We start from the raw sequence: 19,058 nt of genomic DNA on the forward strand, positions 1-19,058 counted from the left end.
TTTTTATGAGCAATTGGGCTTTTTCGAGTGAGTCTAGGACTAGTTTGTTGGACTCTTTGAGGTTTTCGTTGGACTCTTGGCCGAGTTCGTTAGACAACTCTAGGCTTTCGTTGGACACTTCGAAGAGTTTGTTGGACACTTTTCCGAGTTGGTTGGAGACTTTGCGAAGTTGGTTGGACAGTTGCCGGTCTTTGTTGGAGACTTCCTTGTATATTCTGAATACCTTCACGCACAACTTACCTAAAAAAACTTTTGAAGTATCTTTACTACCCCGTTTGGTCCAACTGCGTACTAAGAAAAAAGAAGCAATAATAACGCTGTCATACCATTTTTATTGATATCTTCTTACTCCTACTATGCTGTTTCCGCAACGCGTTAGTATGCTCCCTTCTCTCTCACTGGATTATTTTTTTCTAATGCGCTAGCCATCATCGGAAAAAAATCACAAAAACTTTTTTCACAACATTGTCCCCTAAACCTCAATTCCCTTCTATATAAAGAATAAAGGGGATATTCTTTATGACAACTTACCTAACAGAATACGCACACTTCACAAACAAACACGATTTAGACGCAGCGACTAGGCAACATGTACTCACGCACTGGAACGACATGAATCAAACAGAGCGGGCTGTTCTTGATATGATCCGTCGCTACTCTGTTAAATATGGCGCTGCACACTTGAAACACGAAACAATCGAAAAGGCCATCAAGAAATCCAATGCAACTGTTCGACGCGCCATCCGCAAATTAGAAAAGCTAGAAATCATCGAAAGGATTCACTATATTCGCCCTGTCATGAGCGGTCTAGGCGCAAACATTTACGTCATTAAACCTACTAATGACCAGTCGAAATTGAACACCCCAGAGAATGACGAAAAGCCTTCTAGCGGTAAGGTTGAACCCGCTAATCTACAAACCGAAGCTTCTCTTTCTAAAGCGATAAAACCTAAAGACCTTAAAAGAACGTCTCCTACGGAAATTGTGCCTACTACACTTTTCGGTAAAATGAAATCTCTTCTTTCTTCAACAATCGGAGAAAGTAAATTAGCACGTAATTTTTACGGCGTCTACCGGAAACAGTCCCTGCAAATGCTGAAATTTAGTATTCACGAAGACAAAGGAGAACTGTTCGAGCAATTAGCCATGCATGCCCTTCGTATTGCGGTTCAAACAACCAAACAGAAAAAAGTTCGGAATCTGCCCGGTTATTATTCTGGCGTCTTGCGCGAACTCATCGGCAAGGCTTTATTCAGCGAGGCTTTCATGGATTATGACGTGCCAGTTGAGGGGTTTTTCTGCCGATGAAAAAAAGTACTAGATTCGCGTTTCCAACAGACCGATTAGCAGCATAAAATAGTCCCATAACCTTTGCCAAATACGAAGTTTGGCGAGGGTTAGATGAGACGTTAACAAGCACATTGGCAGACGAGCAACTGGCGACTAATTGTCTCCCAACATCTGACAAGTACTTAAAGAAAAATACTAGTCGAAAACGAGTTTTCTCTACGTTGCTGTCAACTTCTCTAACAAAATCATAGCCCGTCGAAAATCTGAGGAGATTGGTTAGAGCAGGATGCGGATAGTTGGCATCTACGGGCTTTTGTTGGACACTTGGCCGAGTTGGTTGGACAACTTTCAGGCTTTCGTTGGACACTTCGAAAAGTTCGTTGGTAACCTCCCTCTTAGTTGGACACTTTGCGGCTTTCGTTAGACACTTGGCCATGTTCGTTGGACAACCCAAAGCTTTCGTTGGACACTTCGCAGAGTTCGTTGGAACCCCCCCTCTTGGTTGGACACTTTGAGGCTTTCGTTGGACACTTGGCCATGTTCGTTGGACAGCCCCGAGCTTTTGTTGGACGCTTCGATGGGTTCGTTGGACACTTCCCTCTTGGTTGGACACTTTACGACTTTCGTTAGACACTTGGCCATGTTAGTTGGACAGCCCCGAGCTTTTGTTGGACACTTCGAAGAGTTTGTTGGAAACCTCCCTGTTGGTTGGACACTTCGAGGCTTTCGTTGGACACTTGGCCAAGTTGATTGGACAACTCCCGGCTTTTGTTGGATCCACGGGTGATGACCGTTCAATCCATTGTTAAAAAAATAAAAGAGAATAGATACATACCTATTCTCCAGTTCATAAGTATGCAATTGTAATGAATTGACTAACTAACAGCACGCATAACTACCAAAATGATGGATCCTCACCAATCACCATACAATTCTATCATCGAAACCATTTTCCCTATCATATAACTCCTTTTCCTGATGCCTCAAGTTGCTTACGCTCATCAGAGTGTGGAGGCGTTGATATTGCTTTAGTATGGTGTTTTTTGAGACTTTTACGGTTACGGAAATCCCTGCCATAAACGTTATCACTGATTGGCCTTTCGCCACTTCGTGAACGCTGATGTGATGATTAAAAATAAAGACACAATCCGGACTTTTTGATGATTTTGTCGGAAATACACCAATTTTGTTAGGTTCTATAATGAACGGCGGTTTCTTTGAATAATTCAACAAATCCGTAGCAACATCTGTACGTCCCTGCCAAGTTGAAGAATAATTAATGCACGCCTTATTAAGTAGTTCCAGCGGTGTTAACACCGAGTAATAAATACCACGTGTTGTAATAATTTCACTTTTATTTTCCCCCATGAAAAATGCTTTAACTGCCAATACTGTTCGATTAATTAAAAAAGAATCACACATTCGCAAATGAACATCCTCCTTTAAACCAGTTATAAATGTATGATACCATTTACCCATAAATATTCAAGCCCTTTTATCCAAATATGATGAATATTGTAATTTCTATGTGTCAAATATCACTTTTCGCTACCCATTCATCACGTATGATGCGCCAAACGTCATGAACGCCCATTGGATTCCCTATTTCAAATGCACTACGATGTAGTCACCCGGGAATACAAAGCACCGTGCACGGTCTGGAAGGCCGCACAAATGATGACTTTTGAAGATGTTTTGGAGCAGTATGAACCGATGATTTCTGCATCTATTCGCAAATTGAATATTCACCGCAACCATGACAGTTTCAGGCAGGCAGGAAGAGTCGCATTATGGCAAGCATGGAGCCGCTTTGACGAAGCGAAAGGGAGTTTCACGCCATTTGCTTATCGAAGCATACGAGGTGGCATGCTCGATGAATTAAAAAAGGAAAACGTATTTGAAAAGAATATCACGTTGATGGAAGACGAGTCCTTGGCGTATATAATGGTGCCGGAAATCGCTGACCAGCATGAAGCGCTAAATAGACTTGCGGATGCACTAGACGTGTTATCCCCCGCCGAGCGGGAACTTGTGCAATGGCTATTCATCGAAGGGTATACGCTTACAGAATGTGCTGAACGAATTGGAATTACGGTTGAAGGGGTTAGGAAACGAAGATACCGATCGCTAACGAAATTGAAACGTGCATTAACCTAGAAAAGCGCAAGGCGCCGTTTAGCCCAGAAAAGCGCTGGAAGGCTTGACGAGAAAGGCGCTCTTTGCCTTTTCGGCAAAACTGAAGCGACTCGAGGGGCTGCTGTTTCATTTGGAAAACGGCTTCCCAATTTATCCGGGATTGAAGTGTTAATGCTTCAATCCCGGATATGAAATTAGAACAGATAACTCGACTCCATACATTTTGCAGTAAAGATTCAATATCGTTACAGTGCTGCTAGGACTTGAAGTGCAACACCGAACCCAGAAATAAGTTCGATTACATCGCCAACACAACAGCGGGTGGTGGGAAATTGGATTTTAAAAAACCTCCAGCCATATTTCGGCCAGAGGACTCCTTTGGTGCACAGACATCGCTTTTCAACTAGAACGTCTCATCCAATTTCTTAATCTCTGAGTGAGAAATTAAGTATACATTGCCAAAAATATCGATTTTGTCTCCCTTTATACGTAGAGCGCAATCCTTGTTAGACGCATAAATATTCATTTCTTCCGATAAGGGAGATAGTTCGCTTTGAACCAGCGACATGTTATTTTCAAGATCAAAATGAGACAGGACGGAAAAATTGTCAAGACCGATTCCGTCGTAAACAGAGCTCATTTCAACTTCATCTCCAAAGTTTTTCGAGCATAACCATTTAGCGGACATGTTGATTGCTCCAGCGCTTGCTCCCATCACAACAGCGTTGCTTTTTTTAATCGAATCCGATAATTCATAGTCCGTCAAAAAACGATTTTGATTAAGAATATTCCCACCCAACAAGAAAATCACTGAAGCATTTTGAATTATCGTTTGGGCGTCTTCCTTCTGTACGCGATAATTGATTAAATGATATTCATCAAACATAATGTCAGCCTGGTCAAGCCACGAGCGTTCTGTAGCACCATCATCTTCATGAATAGATGGATTCGAACTAATCATAGCAAGCGATTTTCTATCAGCTATATCTTCCTGTAACACCCTACCCAGATTCTCTGGGAAAAAATTGCTAAACCAACCTAAATAATAGTGAGTTTTCATAAGTACCCCCGTAGCAAAGTATAAATAACATTAATTTACTGCGTTACACATTTTGATTGCAAAGAATTACAAAGAATATAGTTCTAGTATTTTCTCTATAGCTAAGTTATTCGAGTTACTCATATCAACAAAATAGGGTAACTGCCATTCTTGAGTTTTCATCGCTTGTTTACTTGTTGGACTATCCCAGCTAGGATAAATTCTTATTGCCATTTTCCCCGTTGTTGAACTGGACCTGAGAATGTTCTGCTTGAAAAGAATTTCTTTCGGAAAAATAAATTGCCCGAATTCATTTTCATTTTTAAAGGTAGTAATCACTAACAAATCCGGTGCTTTTGCATATGAATAGGCTTGATTTTTATTGTTTTCATCTTTTTCCCAAAATGCAACAAACTGCCCTACTTTGGCAGGCGTACTATTCGCAACTCTGAATCGAACTGTTCTAGAAGATAATTCAAATGTACCCGCACCATACTTGGAATTTTGCTTTTCTTCTTGTATCGACTTTACAGTTAAGTGATTGGGCCCATAAATGATTTTACTTACATAGGTTAATGCTGTATAAAAGTTGTTCATTTCTTCACTCCCAAAACCTTTACCTAAACGGCGGTCCGTTTGTTGAATACAGTTCTTATTGAAAATCAGTTAAATTAGTACAACAAGTATATCAATAATGTATGTTTTTCACATTAATCATCTAGAAAATATGAGACCGTAATCATTGAGCACTGAAACTATTTTTTCAGGAGTTTGTAGTAGTTCTGCTAGGACTTGAAGTGCAACACCGAACCCAGAAAAAAAGTTCGATTACATCGCCAACACAACAAAAGGTGGCGGAAAATTGGATTTAAAATAAAAAAACTCCAGCCATGTTTCGGCCAGAGGACTCCTTTGGTGCACAGGCATCGCTTTTCAATCTACTGAAACAGCAAGAGTACCGATTATCTTCTCCAAGTTTTCTTTACCAAGTAATTCGACAGTCCTCGCATTCTCTCTAAAATCCGTAGCAAGAGCAGCAGACGCGATGTTAATTAAACCTGTGCATGTAGGCGTTTCGACGTCTAACATCAGCCCCAAAGATTCCAGCAATACGAGACCTTCGGGAACGTCTTCTGTTATAAATCTTGAATCCGCTACAAATGGACCTTCTGGTGAACTGTTTTTAGCATATGTTAAAAAAGCTTCTTTCGCATCAATTGTTTGGTTTTCAAAGTTACGGAATTTGCAGGCTTCCACGTAAGACAATCGTTCCAATCCTACTTTCTCCAGCACATCCATTTTTTCTTTATCGAGGCTTTCTACCATATTCCAGACGTGGGGTGTGAACACTTCTTTGTACATCCAATAGTCGCCTTCAGTATATTCAATTCGAGGAATACTCATAATTCCTCCGATCGTATGGACAATTAAATTGGGGTTGTGGAGAGCAGCTTCGATGACTGATTCGAGGTAAACAAAATGATAGTGTAGCGTATTTAACTTTTCTTGAATAACTGCTTTATCTTTTTCCGTATAGATCGCAATCGGATTCCTAACATTTTTAAACAATATCTTCACTTTACCAGGTTCAATAATTCTACAGTCAATTGGTGAACTTTGTGCTTCAACAATTGTAAAGCGCTTTTTCTTTTCATGTTTCAAGAAATAAGCTGTCGATAAATAGCCCGGCTCCAGCAACACGATTTGGTCTTCATTCATGAAAGGTAATATACGTTTAATAACTTGTTCATGGTAATTCGTTTGTACATAAACAATAATTATTTCAGCATTTTTGATTGCCGCCTCAACATCCGTCGTCACTACATCTAGATATACTGTATTTTCTTCCTTGCCATCCACAATGGTGATTTGACCTTTATTATTCGTTAAGTAATCAAAATTTTCGTTATGCAAACTCTTTGAAGTCTTTAACAAAGTGACTAGATGACCCTTACGTTTCAAATCAGCAGCGATTGTTGTTCCACCATGTCCTGCTCCTACAACTGTGATTCTCATAAAAATCCCCCCAGTAATTTGATCAATTCTATGCAACTCTTCAAATGTTTATTTCCCAGAAGTTTCCTCCTTAACTATTACTATACCACTGTTTTTATTATTTTTCATTTATTCCAAAAATAAGAAGACGTGCGAAAGTTAAAAATCGGTACCTAAAATTAATTCACCATTGACAGAACAAACTGATTAATGTTATGCTTAACTTCCAATAAAATGCACTCTGATGCTGTCAAAGGTTATCAGAAAAAGGCGATCATTCTTCATGAATGATCGCCTTTCGCAATTTCTATTTGAAATTTGGTGCAACAAACAACAACGAACAATTCATGCAATTGCATAAAAACTCAAATGAAATTAGATATTGCAGTAAATACCTAGTCCACACCTGATTATTGCTACTAGGGCTTGAAGTTCAAAACCAAACCCATTCAAAATTTATGCAGTTGCGGCAGTCAAAAAGTTCGATTACATGGCCAACACAACAAAAGGTGGTGGAAAATTGGATTGAAAATAAAAAACCTCCAGCCATGTTTCCCCCAGAGGACTCCTTTCATTCACTTCTTAAACTGTCTGACTAGTGTCTGAATTGTGTGGTGCACAGGCATCGCTTTTTAATACGATATATGCTAAAACATTAAAAAAAGGTAACCTTTGGAGGCACAATTAAGTTCTTCATATATCCCCTCAAGGACATATTATGAAACAGTACTTTAATAAAGGAGTTGTATAAAATGATTAAAAATAAAGGTACAGAAATAAAACGCTCTTCAAAAGCAGAAAATATTCTACCTCAGATCAATTGTAAAACTAAGCTAGGCGACTTACGAAAAATCGCGAAGGACATTAAAAAAGATCACGAACTAGCTATGGAACTTTGGTCAACCGAAGAGTTTTTGCCCAGACTATTAGCAATCTTAATTATGGATAAAAAACTTCTTTCACAAGATGTGCTAAATAAGCTTGATAAGGATATGCAGACTCACACTTTTGATGAGCGAAATAACTTAATGGATTGGTTAATGGCTAATCAGCTCACCAAAGACAAAAAGAAAATTGCATTGATGGAGTCATGGGAAAATAGTCCTTCTTCTCTTCAAAGGCGAGCTTTCTGGTATTATCAAGGTCGATTGAGATGGACTGGACAAACACCGCCGGATAACACCGAAGACTTGCTATCTGCATTAGATGCTACTATTACGCAGGAAGAACCGGAAGTTCAATGGGCTATGAATTTCACCGCAGGTTGGATAGGCGTTTATGATGAAAAGAATCGTGCGCGTTGTATTAAACTTGGTGAGAAAACGGGTCTTTACAAAGATGAAGTAGTAGCAAAAGGATGTACTCCCAGCTATTTGCCGGAGTTCATTACAATTGAAGTTAATAAACGACATAAAAATTAGTTACCTCTGAAAAGTTCATTAGAGTTTAATTGTGCGGTGCACAGGCATCGTTTTTCCATCTACACTTTTCATATGAAATGCTCCTTCATTTGTAGTGTAGGGAACTGATTTAGTTGTCAGTATCTATTCTACAGAAGGAGCATTTTATTGTATAATCATATAGATTACTATACTTATAAAGGTTTTAATTACTTTTATTTACTGCCATGCAAGGCTATTGGGCACCTGACACTAACTTTTATAGGAGATTGTAATGAGTAAAAAGCGGTCCTCCACAGATTAGATCGTGGAAGGCCGCTTTTTATTATATACACAGTCACGATTAATTGTCGCTTACACATGATTCACTTAACCGTATAGAAATAAACTGAAAGGTCTATTTACCATTACGAAACTTTACGCATTGATCTCATAATTAAGCTTACAATGAACACAAGTATAATTGCTCCAATGAAAGCAGGGATGATGTAGAAATCAGAAATTTTAGGCCCCCAACTTCCAAGAAGCATACCACCAATCCATGCACCGATAATACCTGCGATAATATTACCAATAATTCCACCTGGGATATCTTTTCCCAAAATCATACCTGCAAGCCAACCGATAATCCCGCCAATTATTAAAAACCAAATGAAACTCATACTGTCCATCTCCTATTTTGTAGTTTAATATTTCGCTATAGTCTTCTTTAACCTTTATTACATCCCTTCAAACATTAATGAGGAAAAAATCAACCTTGCTTTCTGCTAACAGTTCCTACTGCCAAGCCTGTAGTGGACCAGCGTTTCCCCATGCCTATCACACAGAAAAACCTTGAAAGACACTTTGCCAATCAAGGTTTTTAAGCAACCACATTATATTTTAGGAATATCAACCATTTCGCCTGGGGATTTACTAATAAGTATATCAGGAAGGTTTGGGTTATTTTTTTTCAACTTATACTTTTGAATTTTTGTTAAACCAGGGTCAAAGAAAGTATTCTGCGATTTAAATTCTAATTTTATAAGTTTGTTATAAATCTTATTCAAGAAATCTTTCCATTTCTCTAATGAAGAACTTGAAAATTCATCTGAATTATCTAACAAACTGTAGCCGTCTGCATAATGAAACATTAGTAAACTCGTCCCTAAATCACAAGCCTCATTTTCTAAAATAACTGTTGGTACATCAAATCCACTATTCCAATTATAATTTGCTACAAAAAAATGGAGTATTAGTGGGTTATCTACCTTGCTTAACTGACTGATTAAATTATTTTTATCCGTATTATATAGCAACTCTTCAAGAAAATTAATATCTTTCTTATCCATGATATTTTCCCTCCCACTATGCTTTTAGAAATCTAATTTTCCAATTGCTTTAGCTTTCTTTCCCAGAGTTCTATTGTTGCGTCAGAAAGAATACCTAAATAATACGCTAACGCCCACCTGTTAAACAGGTGGGCGTTATTTGACGCTTACTATCATTCGGTGGTAAAAAACACTTGGAAGCGCACTTGTTACCTCAAAGCTAGTATTTAACTGCGTCCGATATATAGGGGGCAAACCATATGCGCCTGAAATTAATTCAACTCTCCAACAAAACTAAATCATCCTTCGTAATTTCTTTTTCGAGCGCAAGCCTATTTTGTTTATTGGTCGCCACAGCCATTCGATAATCGACTTTACGCGTCATTTCTTTCGCTATTTTTTTAGCAAGACCGGCATTTCCGAAATGACTATCTCTACGCGCATAAATCTCTTCATAGTGACGAATTAATGCACTCTTTGCTTCATCTGTTATGCCGTACCCTTTACTATAGAGGTCGGTAATCTCCATTAATTCCTTTGGTGTATAATCTTCAAAATGGAGCGTTAGTCCGAAACGTCGACGGAGTCCGGGGTTGCTGTCTAAGAAACGATTCATTTCTTTTTCGTACCCAGCGGCAATTAATAGGAACTCTCCTTGTCGATCGGACATTTTTTTCAGCAACACGTCCACTGCTTTTTTCCCGAAGTCATTCTCTCCACCACTCGCAAGTGTGTACGCTTCATCAATAAACAACGCACTACCCATCGCTCGTTCAATCAGCCCGGCTGTCAGCTTCTCCGTTTCACCAATATGACTACCGACTAAATCGCTGCGATCTACTTCAATCAGATCGCCTCGTTCTAATAATCCAAGCGCTTGATAAATACCAGCGAGCACACGACCGACCTCGGTTTTACCTGTCCCTGGTTTACCAATCAACAGCGTGTGGTTCATCAATTTCTCTGTAGAATGATTTTCTCGTTTGTAGTATCTCATTAATTCAATCATTTTATCTATTTCGGCCTTCACAGAACCAAGGCCGATAAACTGATGGAGTTCTGCACGTTTATGGGCGAGTAGTACTTCATCGATTGGAACTTCGTACGTCTTCACGCCACGCTCTTGTACCGCTTGTACAACGTCTTGTTCTTCAAACGTCGTCAATACCTTTTCCGTCCACTCTTCACGCGGAAGTTTCGCAATTCTCATCGACTGAGCAAGCCCGATTTGATCGTATAGTATTCGTGCCATTCGAGCGTTACTAAATGTTTCATCGCGCATACGATAACGTTCCACGAACTCCTCATAAACTGCTTGTTTGGCAGCAGGAGTAAGCACATAGCTTCCTTCACACTGGCTTAAGAAGATTTGAAGCAACTCATCTGGTGTATAGTCTTGAAAGTGAATCTTTTCAGTAAAACGATCTTTCAATCCCGGATTAGACGCTAGGAAACGGCTCATTTCTTCGGTATAGCCTGCCACGATGACAATGAATTCACCGCGAGAATTTTCCATTGCAGGAAGCAACGTTTCAATTACTTTTTTACCGAAATCATTACTAGATTTGCCCCCTGCTGCAAGCGTATACGCTTCGTCTATAAAGAGGACGCCACCCATAGCTTCCTTAATAATTACTTTCGTTCGTTCTTCTGATTCACCAACATGCGTTCCAACGAGATCTTCCCGCTTCACTTCAGTTACGTGGCCTGTCTTTAATAAACCTAGTTCCTTAAAAATCTTTCCTATAAGCCGAGCGACTGTCGTTTTACCAGTACCCGGATTACCTTGAAAGACCATATGAGGCGCTACCATCGGATTAGCTTTCATTCCACGCTCTAATTTGAATTGATTAATGTCGCTTACGTTTTTAAACTCCTGGATTTTGTTTTTCACATCTTCCAGTCCAATAAACCCGTTCAAACCATTCATGAAAACATCCACCTGATCAGGAGGTGATGAATCTACAGTAGAGGAATGTCCAGCACTGCCGCCTAATTTACTATTGATTGGTGGAACCTGCAAGTCCGTATCAGTGAGCACAGGAACACTGTCATCAAAGCGGACTAAATCTCCTGCTTGGTTGTTCTCAAAAGAACAGTCGTTAAGAACCGGAACCGAACGCTCGAGTCTCAGCCCAGCCTTCTTTCCATTCATCACTTGCACCCCAGTGAATACAGCATCCGAACAATCTTGCAAGATGATTTGATCATCACGATGACCATGTACTCGAGTTACCGTAACTTCAGTACGCTCCACCTGACTCAAGACGATTCCTGACGATTTACCGTCATAGATTTCACACTCCGTTATAAAGACTTCTGCAGATTCCGTTGCTCTTATTTGTGGCCTTTTATGATTGAACAAAATTGACCGTTCTACTGAAATAACTACTTCAGGACCTGCAAGTATGCCGTTCTTATCGCCACTCGATATTTTACAATCGGTAATTTCTGCTTTAGCCGCAGCACTGAGTAAAACGTTCGATCCCTTATGACCGAAGATGATGCAATTGGCCGCCGTCAACTCGGATTCTTTCACAGTAATCCCTGCACTATCCCCACTCTTTACTGCGGTATTCGACAGAAGTACTTCCGATTGTTCAGAAGCAAAAATCTGTACACCACTATGATGGCTAATAAGAGAATCCGAAATAGTCACTTGACTACTTGTCACGTAAACTCCTTTATTGGTTCCACTCTCAATTTCACAACCCAGAATCGTGAACACGCTTTGAGTAAACGCAGAGAGTTGCGTCATCAGATTGTACTTCACTTCAGATTCGATAAGTGTACACGTGGAATTTTCGGAGACAATTCCTCTAGACTCACCCGAAAGGATCTGGGTTTTTGTAATCGCAAGTTTGCTTTGTTCGTTACAGGAAATTTGGTCTCCTTTTTGGTTTTTAAACTGTGAGTCGGATAGCTCAACTGATGAACCATTGACGTGCATTCCTTCAGCCTCACCATTTTCAAACGTACTTGTCTCGACTTCGATATGGGATCCATTCGTAAATGCTACATGCTCCAAACTCTGGTTTTTAAAGACACAGTTTTTCAGAACACCCTTAGATTGATCACAATAGATTCCTTGGACATGTCCAAAATAAAAATTCGTACTTTCTACGTCCATAGAACTGTCTTGTTCCAAACGAAGTTGAACCCCGCGATTTCCGATGAATGAACTTCTGGTGATTGTTGCTCGACTCGTTTCACACAAGCAAAGGCCTTCTTCTTGCCCACTTAAAATTCCGGAATTCGTTACCGCTACTTCTCCTCCCCCGCGCACACTAATTTGTGCAGACTTGATCGTGTCTTCTACTATGCATTCGAACAAAGCCAAACGCCCTAATACCTCAATCCCTTGTATGTTTTTTTGAAAGATCGAATGCTCTGCGGATACTTTTGCAGCTGCATCAACTCGCATTGCAACTCCTTGAATCTCAGAGAAAAGACAGTGGTGAAGCGTTACATCTCCTGATTCGATATGTAAACCATAATCCACTGGACCAGTGCCTCCTCCAATACTGATCGATTCGATACGCACTTCTTCCGTTGTCGCGATACGAACACTTCCTGTTAGACGAACTGAGCTCACTTCACCTTCTGAACTTCGAAGAACGAGCAGCTTATCGATTGTCACATGTTCATCATAAACACCTTCATCAACTTCCACTGTATCTCCTGGTAGAGCTGCCTCTACTGCAACCTGAATGGTTTTGTAGTTGGATCCTTCACGCTGAGACACTTGAATAATTGCCACGTATCTTCCCACTTTCTATTAGTTAATTCAATTGATTTCTATACTTTGTATTTTTCTACACACAATTATACGCGGGAGTTCCATCATCAGTTAAGTATACTAGTAAGCCTACGGACAGAGTAAAGAACTGCTTGTGAACAAGAGTAGATAGCAAAATTTTAAGGTACCCTTTAAAATCGGTACCTGTGTAAGAAAAAACAACAAACGAATCGCACAATTGAATAAAAATGCAAAAAAAGATTAGATATTATAGTAAATACCTAATCGAAGACTTATAAATATGTGACTGTAGTGAATTATCAAAATAGCATTTTTAACAGGTACCTGACACTACATCGCCAACACAACAAAAGGTGGTGAAAATTGAATCGAAAATAAAAAAACTCCAGCCATGTTTCGGCCAGAGCACTCCTTTTATTTACTTCTCTAATTGTCTGACCAGTATCTAAATTATGCGGTGCACAGGCATCGCTTTTCACTTAAGAATTTCAAACAATCGTTCCGCTATTTAGTTTATTCCCCTCAATTTCACACTGCATAACCGCTATTCGGTGACATGTTGTACATCTTCTACTATCTTTTCTTTACTATCTACTATCTCGAAAAACTCTTCATTGTTCGATCTGTATCTTGAGTCATTTGCTGTCGTAAGTGTAGCTATACCCCCGGCAATTACCGCTAGTACCACACCGATTGGGCTGATGTAATGCATCGGGAAATTAAGTAATATGCCCAAGGTGCAATATATTAATCCTACAGTCATTGATGATATTGCTCCAACGCTATTGTATTTCTTCCAATATAGGGACATCAATATCGGAATTGCCACCATGCCTGTAAATGTAGATAGGAATAGAAGTGAGTGCTGGATATTTCCTATAAACATAATGCCTAAGGCTAATGTTGAAATGGCGAGTAAGAAAAGGAAGAGTCGTGAAATACGGATCATATACCTATCACCCTTATTTTTTGCCCAATATCGACTCACAATATCGTTTACAATAATTGATACTGCTGAATTCCAGACAGCAACCATTGTACTAATTCCCACCATCAAGAGAGTTACAAGTAGGAAACCTTGCAGAAACGGATTCGCATATTCGTTAATCAGGTGAGGTAGGGCTTGCTCCGGATAAGCGAGATTTGGGAATACGACTTTTGAAAGCATAGTTGCAAGTACAACTATTCCATAAAGAGCGACAATGAAGAAAGTGTTTAGCAACATTGCTTTATAAGCTACACTTTCACTCTTAGCTGAGAAAATCCGTTGCCCATACCAGGGCGCAGCGATATAAAGGAAGGTAATTTGCAGGCCCCAGGTCATTGCAGTTGCAAAATTAACATCAGTGTCCCACACAGGAGCCAAAGAGAGCAATTTAGGCTCAAATACTTGTGATAAGTTGCCGAATCCTCCAGCTGCATTATAACCAATAAACAAAATTGCTGGTATGCCTATTAGAATGAGAATGAAAGCAACAACATCAATTCCAATTGCAGTCATAAGTCCACCCGTAACACTCAGCAATAAACAAATTACGACAAGAACTACGGAGAAAATTATAGGATTTACACCTAATAGTACGCTTCCGATTACAGTAAGACCAGCTAAATAGGAAGCTGGCGCTAACCAAGTATAAAACAATGTAATTATCGCACTTAGAAAACGAATAACTTCGCTTCCTTTTTCATTCTTAAAACGCTTATCAAAATACTGCGGTATAGTCGAAATGTTCAGTCTTCTGTACTTCTTAGATACAGTAAAAGCATAAACTAGAAATACTACGATGAATATTAAAGAAGTATACCACAACCCAACTGTTCCAAATAGGAAAGCTACCGAAGCACCCCCTATTAACGTGGCCGTGTTAAATTCTGCTGCTACTAATGTTGCGGTAAGTGCAAAAAGCCCCGTGTTCCTGCCTGCTAGATTATAATCTTGGTAGCTTTTCATTTTCCGTAGAGTACCGAGAGAGACCATAATGAGGACACCCAATAACAGGAAAACCATTATATATTTCACAACCATTGCTCTCACCCCTATTATTTTGTAAAAAAAAAGCTAGTAAAAAGAAATTTCACTAGCTTTTAAGGCTGTAGTTACAAGTCTTTTATTAATTTCAATCCAAACTAACCCATATACTTTTGACTTCAGTATAATTTTCTAATGCATATGAACCCATTTCTCTACCGAAACCTGAATTTTTAAATCCACCGAAAGGAGATGCCGGGTCAGTAGCATTGTAGCAATTAATCCAAACAGATCCGGATTTCAGCTTATTTGCGATGTTATGTGCTTTCGTAATATTTTCTGTCCAAATCCCCGCTCCTAGCCCAAATGCAGAATCATTGGCACGCTCGACAGCTTCGCGTTCTGTATCGTATTTTGAGATGACTAACACTGGTCCGAATATTTCTTCCCTAGAAACTCTCATATCATCTTCGACGTCTGCGAAAATTGTTGGTTCTACAAAACATCCTTGCTCTGAAGCTCCTCCCCCACAAACGAGCTTAGCCCCTTCCGACTTTCCAACTTCAATGTAATCCATTACCCGGTCCTTTTGTTCTTGCGAAACAAGGGATCCCATAGTAACGCCAGATTGCAATCCACTTCCAAGCTTTACTTCCTTCGTAAGATTGACTAGTTTTTCCACAAACTCATCATAAATGCTTGAGTGAACATAAGCTCTTGATCCAGCACTACATACTTCGCCTTGATTGTACATAATTCCAGCAAATACACCTTTCGCAGCCTTTTCTACATTGGCATCTTCCAATATAATGTTCGGTGATTTTCCTCCAAGTTCAAGAGTAACTCGCTTCATCGTATTGGCTGCTTCCTTCATAATAATCTTTCCTACTACTGTAGAACCTGTGAATGCGATTTTATTAACCAATGGGTGCTTCACAAGAGCAGTTCCTGTCGTTTCACCATGTCCATTTACAATGTTTATCACACCTTTAGGAAATCCAGCTTCTTGAACTAATTTCGCCAAGTAAAGTGCTGACAATGGAGTCTGCTCTGCTGGTTTTAAGATTACTGTGCAACCCGTGGCAAGGGCAGGTGCGAGTTTCCAAGCAGCCATCATGAAAGGGAAATTCCAAGGGATGATTTGTCCAACAACACCAACTGGTTCATGGCGAGTATAATTCAAGTAATTACCACTAACTGGGATGTGTTGACCAACCAACTTACTTGCCCATCCACTGAAGTATTTAAATTGTCCGATGGCATTTGGAAGATCATTTTCCAAGACTTCTGAAACTGGTTTACCATTATCCAAACTATCAATTTCTGCAATATATTGTTGATGTTCTTCAATAAGGTTAGCAAGTTTATAAAGTAGGTCACCACGTTCAAGTGGTGACATCGTTGACCATGGACCATTTTCAAACGCTTCTCTTGCTGCATGAACAGCATCTTCTATATCTTCATCCGAAGCTTCATGTACTTCCGTCAACACTTCATTATTTGCAGGATTCAGCGTTGGAAATGTTTTGTTATTCGAAGACGAAACAAATTCCCCATTTATAAATAGCTTTTTTTCTTCTTTCAGAAAATCCGATACGACTTGAGAAATCTGTATAGTTTGTACTGAATTCAAGTGAATCTCCCCTTTTCTAATTTTTTCAGTTCGCACTGCCTACTGCTACTTTTTCTTTATCTGAATTTAGTTGTTCGTTTGAGCGATTAGTTCCAATTGCTTTCGTCAAAATGTCCTTAATATCTCTTCTTGTAGCACGACGTGGGTTTGCTCCCATATATAGCTCATCGTTGAATGCAATATCCGTTAGAATCTCGATGCTATCCTCACTTACCCCAATCTCACTCAGGTTTGTCGGAATTCCGACTTCATTCGTTAATTCCTTCACTCTCTTCACGCCAGCTTTTGCTGCATCTTCGACAGATATTCCCCATGTGTTTACTCGTAGTGCCTGAGCGATATCTGCGAACTTCTTAGGGTTTGCAATCCAGTTGTATTCTAGGACATAAGGAAGCAGGATAGCGTTTACGATTCCGTGAGGTGCATCATATTGTGCTCCGATGGCATGAGAAATCCCGTGAACAAGACCAAGTCCACCATTTGACATTCCAATTCCAGTCGTTGTGCTTGCCTGAATCATCCGATTCATCGCTGAAATATTAGTTGTATCAGAGGAAGCTTCTAAAATTGCCTCACCAATGACTCTCACTGCATGAAGGTTTAGAGCATCCGTCACGATGGAACCATTCCGGGAAACATATCCTTCAATTGCATGTGTTAAAGCATCCATCCCAGTTGATGAAACAAGTGAACCTGGCATACCGATTAGCAGTTCACCGTCGAGAATCGCTGCTTTAGGGAACAGAGCTTCTCCAAATACAAGCTTTTTCGTTTTTAAGTCGCTATTATCCACAGTGATAACACTTGCATGTCCACCTTCACTACCTGTCCCTACTGTCGTAGCCACTGCGAATACTGGTAACGGCTCATTTGAGTAAAGATCGAAGCCGAAATAGTCGTCAATGGACCCACCGTTTGTAAATAGAACTGCCAAAGCTTTAGCTGTGTCAATAACACTTCCGCCGCCTACTGCAATAATGTTTTGAATGCCATCATCTTTATGCTTTTCATAGATAGCGTTTGTCGCAGTTACACTAGGGTTTGGTTTTACGTCATTAAATGTCATCGATTTTTCTTGAATACCTGGAAGACTATCGATAACTTTTCTAAGTATGCCAGCTCCCTCAATCCCTTTATCGGTTACAAATAGAACCTTCCCTTCCCAACCATATTTAGCGATTGCATCTTTCAAAAATTTAAGACTCCCTGATCCAGTATAAAGTGTTGTTTTTGCCATAAACTCCATATTGTTAAATTCACTCATTGTAATGCAGCTCCTTTTCCATTGTTTTATTATTTTCTTGGTAAATATCTACTAACTGAAGATATAACTCTACAGATTTCTCTAAATCATCGATTGAAATTGATTCATCCGGTTGATGTGCCAAAGTTGGGTCACCAGCTCCACAAATCAAAATCGGACCATCAAAATGCTTTCTAAATACAGAACCATCTGTGTAGTACTTTGCACTTCGGTTTTGTTTGCTCTTTAGATTCGTCCGTCGGAGCTTTTTGATGAGAGCGTTTTCATTTTCGTTAGTTAATGGTTCAAGATTCTGAAGAACCGCGTAATCTGATTCGAATCCAACATTTGCATCTGATAGGCTAGCTATAATCGCTTCAATCTTATTAAGGATTATCTGGTTTTGTGAAGCTGTGACGGTACGAAAATCTAAATTTAGTGTGCAATAATCCGGAACTACGTTCGTAGCAACACCCCCATTGATGACATTTATACTGGAACTCATCATTCCCAATAAATCATCAACATCATCTAATTTTAATTTTTGAAGTTCGTTCAGAATATACATCATTGAATCAATCGCATTAATGCCTTCCTCGGGCATTGAGCCGTGTGCAGTCTTCCCGTAAGTCCTAATTTCAAGCCACAATGCACCTTTATGAGCTTCGTATAAGTCCAAAGAACTCGGTTCAGCTATCAATATAGCTCCAGGATTTTCGATTAAACCCCTTTCAACTGCTGTTCGGGCCCCAAGACAATCAACTTCTTCTCCAATTGTTCCAACGAAAATAACATCTTGTTCTAAAGGGAACTGGCTTTCTTTCAAAATCAACATCGTTTCGAGAAGAGCAGCCACTCCGCCTTTCATATCCGTTGTTCCCCTACCATAGATTCGTCCATCCTTTATTTCTGCACCGAACGGATTGACTGTCCAAGGCTGTTCACCGATTGGTACTGTATCTAAGTGTCCACTAAAATATAATTTTTTTAGTGTTGAATCTTTACCTCTTAAAATTACAACAATATTTGAGCGATTTTCATCGACCTGATGCAACTGACATTCCAAACCTTGGTCTGAAATGAAATCGTAAATTAATTCGGCTAGCTCCTGCTCATCACCTGGAGGATTAACGGTATTAACCTTCACCATCCTCTGCAAAAGCTCAACCATTCTATTGCTATTCAATGTGAGTACACCTCCAGAAAGTTCAGATAAAAGGGATTCTTTAGTCTATTTATCTGTTAAAGAAACTATATATCATATATAATTAGACTTGTATACA

The 19,058-nt window shown here is 39.6% G+C and carries 14 protein-coding genes; 3 read left to right on the forward strand and 11 right to left on the reverse strand.

All coding sequences use genetic code 11. The annotated features are described in order from the left end of the window. Positions 1-519 precede the first annotated feature (519 nt). Positions 520-1,308: a helix-turn-helix domain-containing protein gene (locus tag ACP8HG_RS13235; RefSeq protein WP_399628973.1), complete on the forward strand. Its 789-nt coding sequence runs from the start codon at positions 520-522 to the stop codon at positions 1,306-1,308. 903 nt (positions 1,309-2,211) lie between these two features. Here the strand turns inward: ACP8HG_RS13235 and ACP8HG_RS13240 are convergent. Beyond that, on the reverse strand, positions 2,212-2,769 hold the full coding sequence (locus ACP8HG_RS13240; RefSeq protein ID WP_399628976.1) for a competence protein ComK: 558 nt from the start codon (positions 2,767-2,769) through the stop codon (positions 2,212-2,214). A 195-nt stretch (positions 2,770-2,964) separates the two neighbouring features. Here ACP8HG_RS13240 and ACP8HG_RS13245 point away from each other — a divergent pair, with 195 nt between their 5' ends. Then, positions 2,965-3,447, forward strand: coding sequence for a sigma-70 family RNA polymerase sigma factor (locus tag ACP8HG_RS13245; RefSeq protein ID WP_438296666.1), 483 nt, complete (start codon positions 2,965-2,967; stop codon positions 3,445-3,447). Between the two features lie 382 nt (positions 3,448-3,829). Here the strand turns inward: ACP8HG_RS13245 and ACP8HG_RS13250 are convergent, their stop codons facing one another. The 3 genes from ACP8HG_RS13250 to ACP8HG_RS13260 all read right to left on the reverse strand — a co-directional run bounded on the left by ACP8HG_RS13250 (position 3,830) and on the right by ACP8HG_RS13260 (position 6,481). Continuing rightward, positions 3,830-4,486 carry a Type 1 glutamine amidotransferase-like domain-containing protein gene (locus ACP8HG_RS13250; protein WP_438296668.1) on the reverse strand — a complete coding sequence of 219 codons (657 nt, stop codon included), beginning with the start codon at positions 4,484-4,486 and terminating at the stop codon, positions 3,830-3,832. A 66-nt stretch (positions 4,487-4,552) separates the two neighbouring features. Beyond that, positions 4,553-5,062, reverse strand: coding sequence for a MepB family protein (locus ACP8HG_RS13255; RefSeq protein ID WP_342539051.1), 510 nt, complete (start codon positions 5,060-5,062; stop codon positions 4,553-4,555). A 336-nt stretch (positions 5,063-5,398) separates the two neighbouring features. Further along, complete coding sequence (locus ACP8HG_RS13260) at positions 5,399-6,481, reverse strand: NAD/NADP octopine/nopaline dehydrogenase family protein (protein ID WP_342539052.1); 1,083 nt, start codon at positions 6,479-6,481, stop codon at positions 5,399-5,401. Between the two features lie 731 nt (positions 6,482-7,212). Here ACP8HG_RS13260 and ACP8HG_RS13265 point away from each other — a divergent pair. Next, entirely contained in the window at positions 7,213-7,881 is a 669-nt protein-coding gene (locus ACP8HG_RS13265) for a DNA alkylation repair protein (RefSeq protein ID WP_342539053.1), read from the forward strand. A gap of 386 nt (positions 7,882-8,267) precedes the next feature. Here the strand turns inward: ACP8HG_RS13265 and ACP8HG_RS13270 are convergent, their stop codons facing one another. The 7 genes from ACP8HG_RS13270 to ACP8HG_RS13300 form a co-directional block, all read right to left on the reverse strand. Then, on the reverse strand, positions 8,268-8,522 hold the full coding sequence (locus ACP8HG_RS13270; protein ID WP_340740791.1) for a GlsB/YeaQ/YmgE family stress response membrane protein: 255 nt from the start codon (positions 8,520-8,522) through the stop codon (positions 8,268-8,270). A gap of 213 nt (positions 8,523-8,735) precedes the next feature. Then, positions 8,736-9,191, reverse strand: a complete 456-nt coding sequence (locus ACP8HG_RS13275) for a DUF4274 domain-containing protein (protein ID WP_438296671.1) — start codon at positions 9,189-9,191, stop codon at positions 8,736-8,738. A 256-nt stretch (positions 9,192-9,447) separates the two neighbouring features. Beyond that, entirely contained in the window at positions 9,448-12,930 is a 3,483-nt protein-coding gene (locus ACP8HG_RS13280) for a right-handed parallel beta-helix repeat-containing protein (protein WP_438296673.1), read from the reverse strand. Positions 12,931-13,474: 544 nt separating this feature from the next. Further along, positions 13,475-14,956 carry a sodium:solute symporter family protein gene (locus tag ACP8HG_RS13285; protein ID WP_438296675.1) on the reverse strand — a complete coding sequence of 494 codons (1,482 nt, stop codon included), beginning with the start codon at positions 14,954-14,956 and terminating at the stop codon, positions 13,475-13,477. 91 nt (positions 14,957-15,047) lie between these two features. Continuing rightward, positions 15,048-16,532 (reverse strand): aldehyde dehydrogenase family protein, encoded by a 1,485-nt coding sequence (locus ACP8HG_RS13290; RefSeq protein WP_438296677.1) that lies wholly within the window; start codon positions 16,530-16,532, stop codon positions 15,048-15,050. 25 nt (positions 16,533-16,557) lie between these two features. After that, entirely contained in the window at positions 16,558-17,796 is a 1,239-nt protein-coding gene (locus ACP8HG_RS13295; protein ID WP_438296679.1) for an iron-containing alcohol dehydrogenase, read from the reverse strand. Then, entirely contained in the window at positions 17,789-18,961 is a 1,173-nt protein-coding gene (locus ACP8HG_RS13300) for a M20 family metallopeptidase (protein ID WP_255428501.1), read from the reverse strand. The genes ACP8HG_RS13295 and ACP8HG_RS13300 overlap by 8 nt, the downstream gene beginning before the upstream one ends. Positions 18,962-19,058: the final 97 nt, after the last annotated feature.

The organism is Sporosarcina sp. FA15, from assembly GCF_051550195.1.
Lineage (GTDB): Bacteria > Bacillota > Bacilli > Bacillales_A > Planococcaceae > Sporosarcina > Sporosarcina psychrophila.

What these genes read in the sequence shown, in the direction of transcription:
- ACP8HG_RS13235 (WP_399628973.1), top strand. Translation starts at nt 520, where the DNA reads ATGACAACTTACCTAACAGAATACGCACACTTCACAAACAAACACGAT.
- ACP8HG_RS13240 (WP_399628976.1), bottom strand. Translation starts at nt 2,769, where the DNA reads ATGGGTAAATGGTATCATACATTTATAACTGGTTTAAAGGAGGATGTT.
- ACP8HG_RS13245 (WP_438296666.1), top strand. Translation starts at nt 2,965, where the DNA reads ATGATGACTTTTGAAGATGTTTTGGAGCAGTATGAACCGATGATTTCT.
- ACP8HG_RS13250 (WP_438296668.1), bottom strand. Translation starts at nt 4,486, where the DNA reads ATGAAAACTCACTATTATTTAGGTTGGTTTAGCAATTTTTTCCCAGAG.
- ACP8HG_RS13255 (WP_342539051.1), bottom strand. Translation starts at nt 5,062, where the DNA reads ATGAACAACTTTTATACAGCATTAACCTATGTAAGTAAAATCATTTAT.
- ACP8HG_RS13260 (WP_342539052.1), bottom strand. Translation starts at nt 6,481, where the DNA reads ATGAGAATCACAGTTGTAGGAGCAGGACATGGTGGAACAACAATCGCT.
- ACP8HG_RS13265 (WP_342539053.1), top strand. Translation starts at nt 7,213, where the DNA reads ATGATTAAAAATAAAGGTACAGAAATAAAACGCTCTTCAAAAGCAGAA.
- ACP8HG_RS13270 (WP_340740791.1), bottom strand. Translation starts at nt 8,522, where the DNA reads ATGAGTTTCATTTGGTTTTTAATAATTGGCGGGATTATCGGTTGGCTT.
- ACP8HG_RS13275 (WP_438296671.1), bottom strand. Translation starts at nt 9,191, where the DNA reads ATGGATAAGAAAGATATTAATTTTCTTGAAGAGTTGCTATATAATACG.
- ACP8HG_RS13285 (WP_438296675.1), bottom strand. Translation starts at nt 14,956, where the DNA reads ATGGTTGTGAAATATATAATGGTTTTCCTGTTATTGGGTGTCCTCATT.
- ACP8HG_RS13295 (WP_438296679.1), bottom strand. Translation starts at nt 17,796, where the DNA reads ATGAGTGAATTTAACAATATGGAGTTTATGGCAAAAACAACACTTTAT.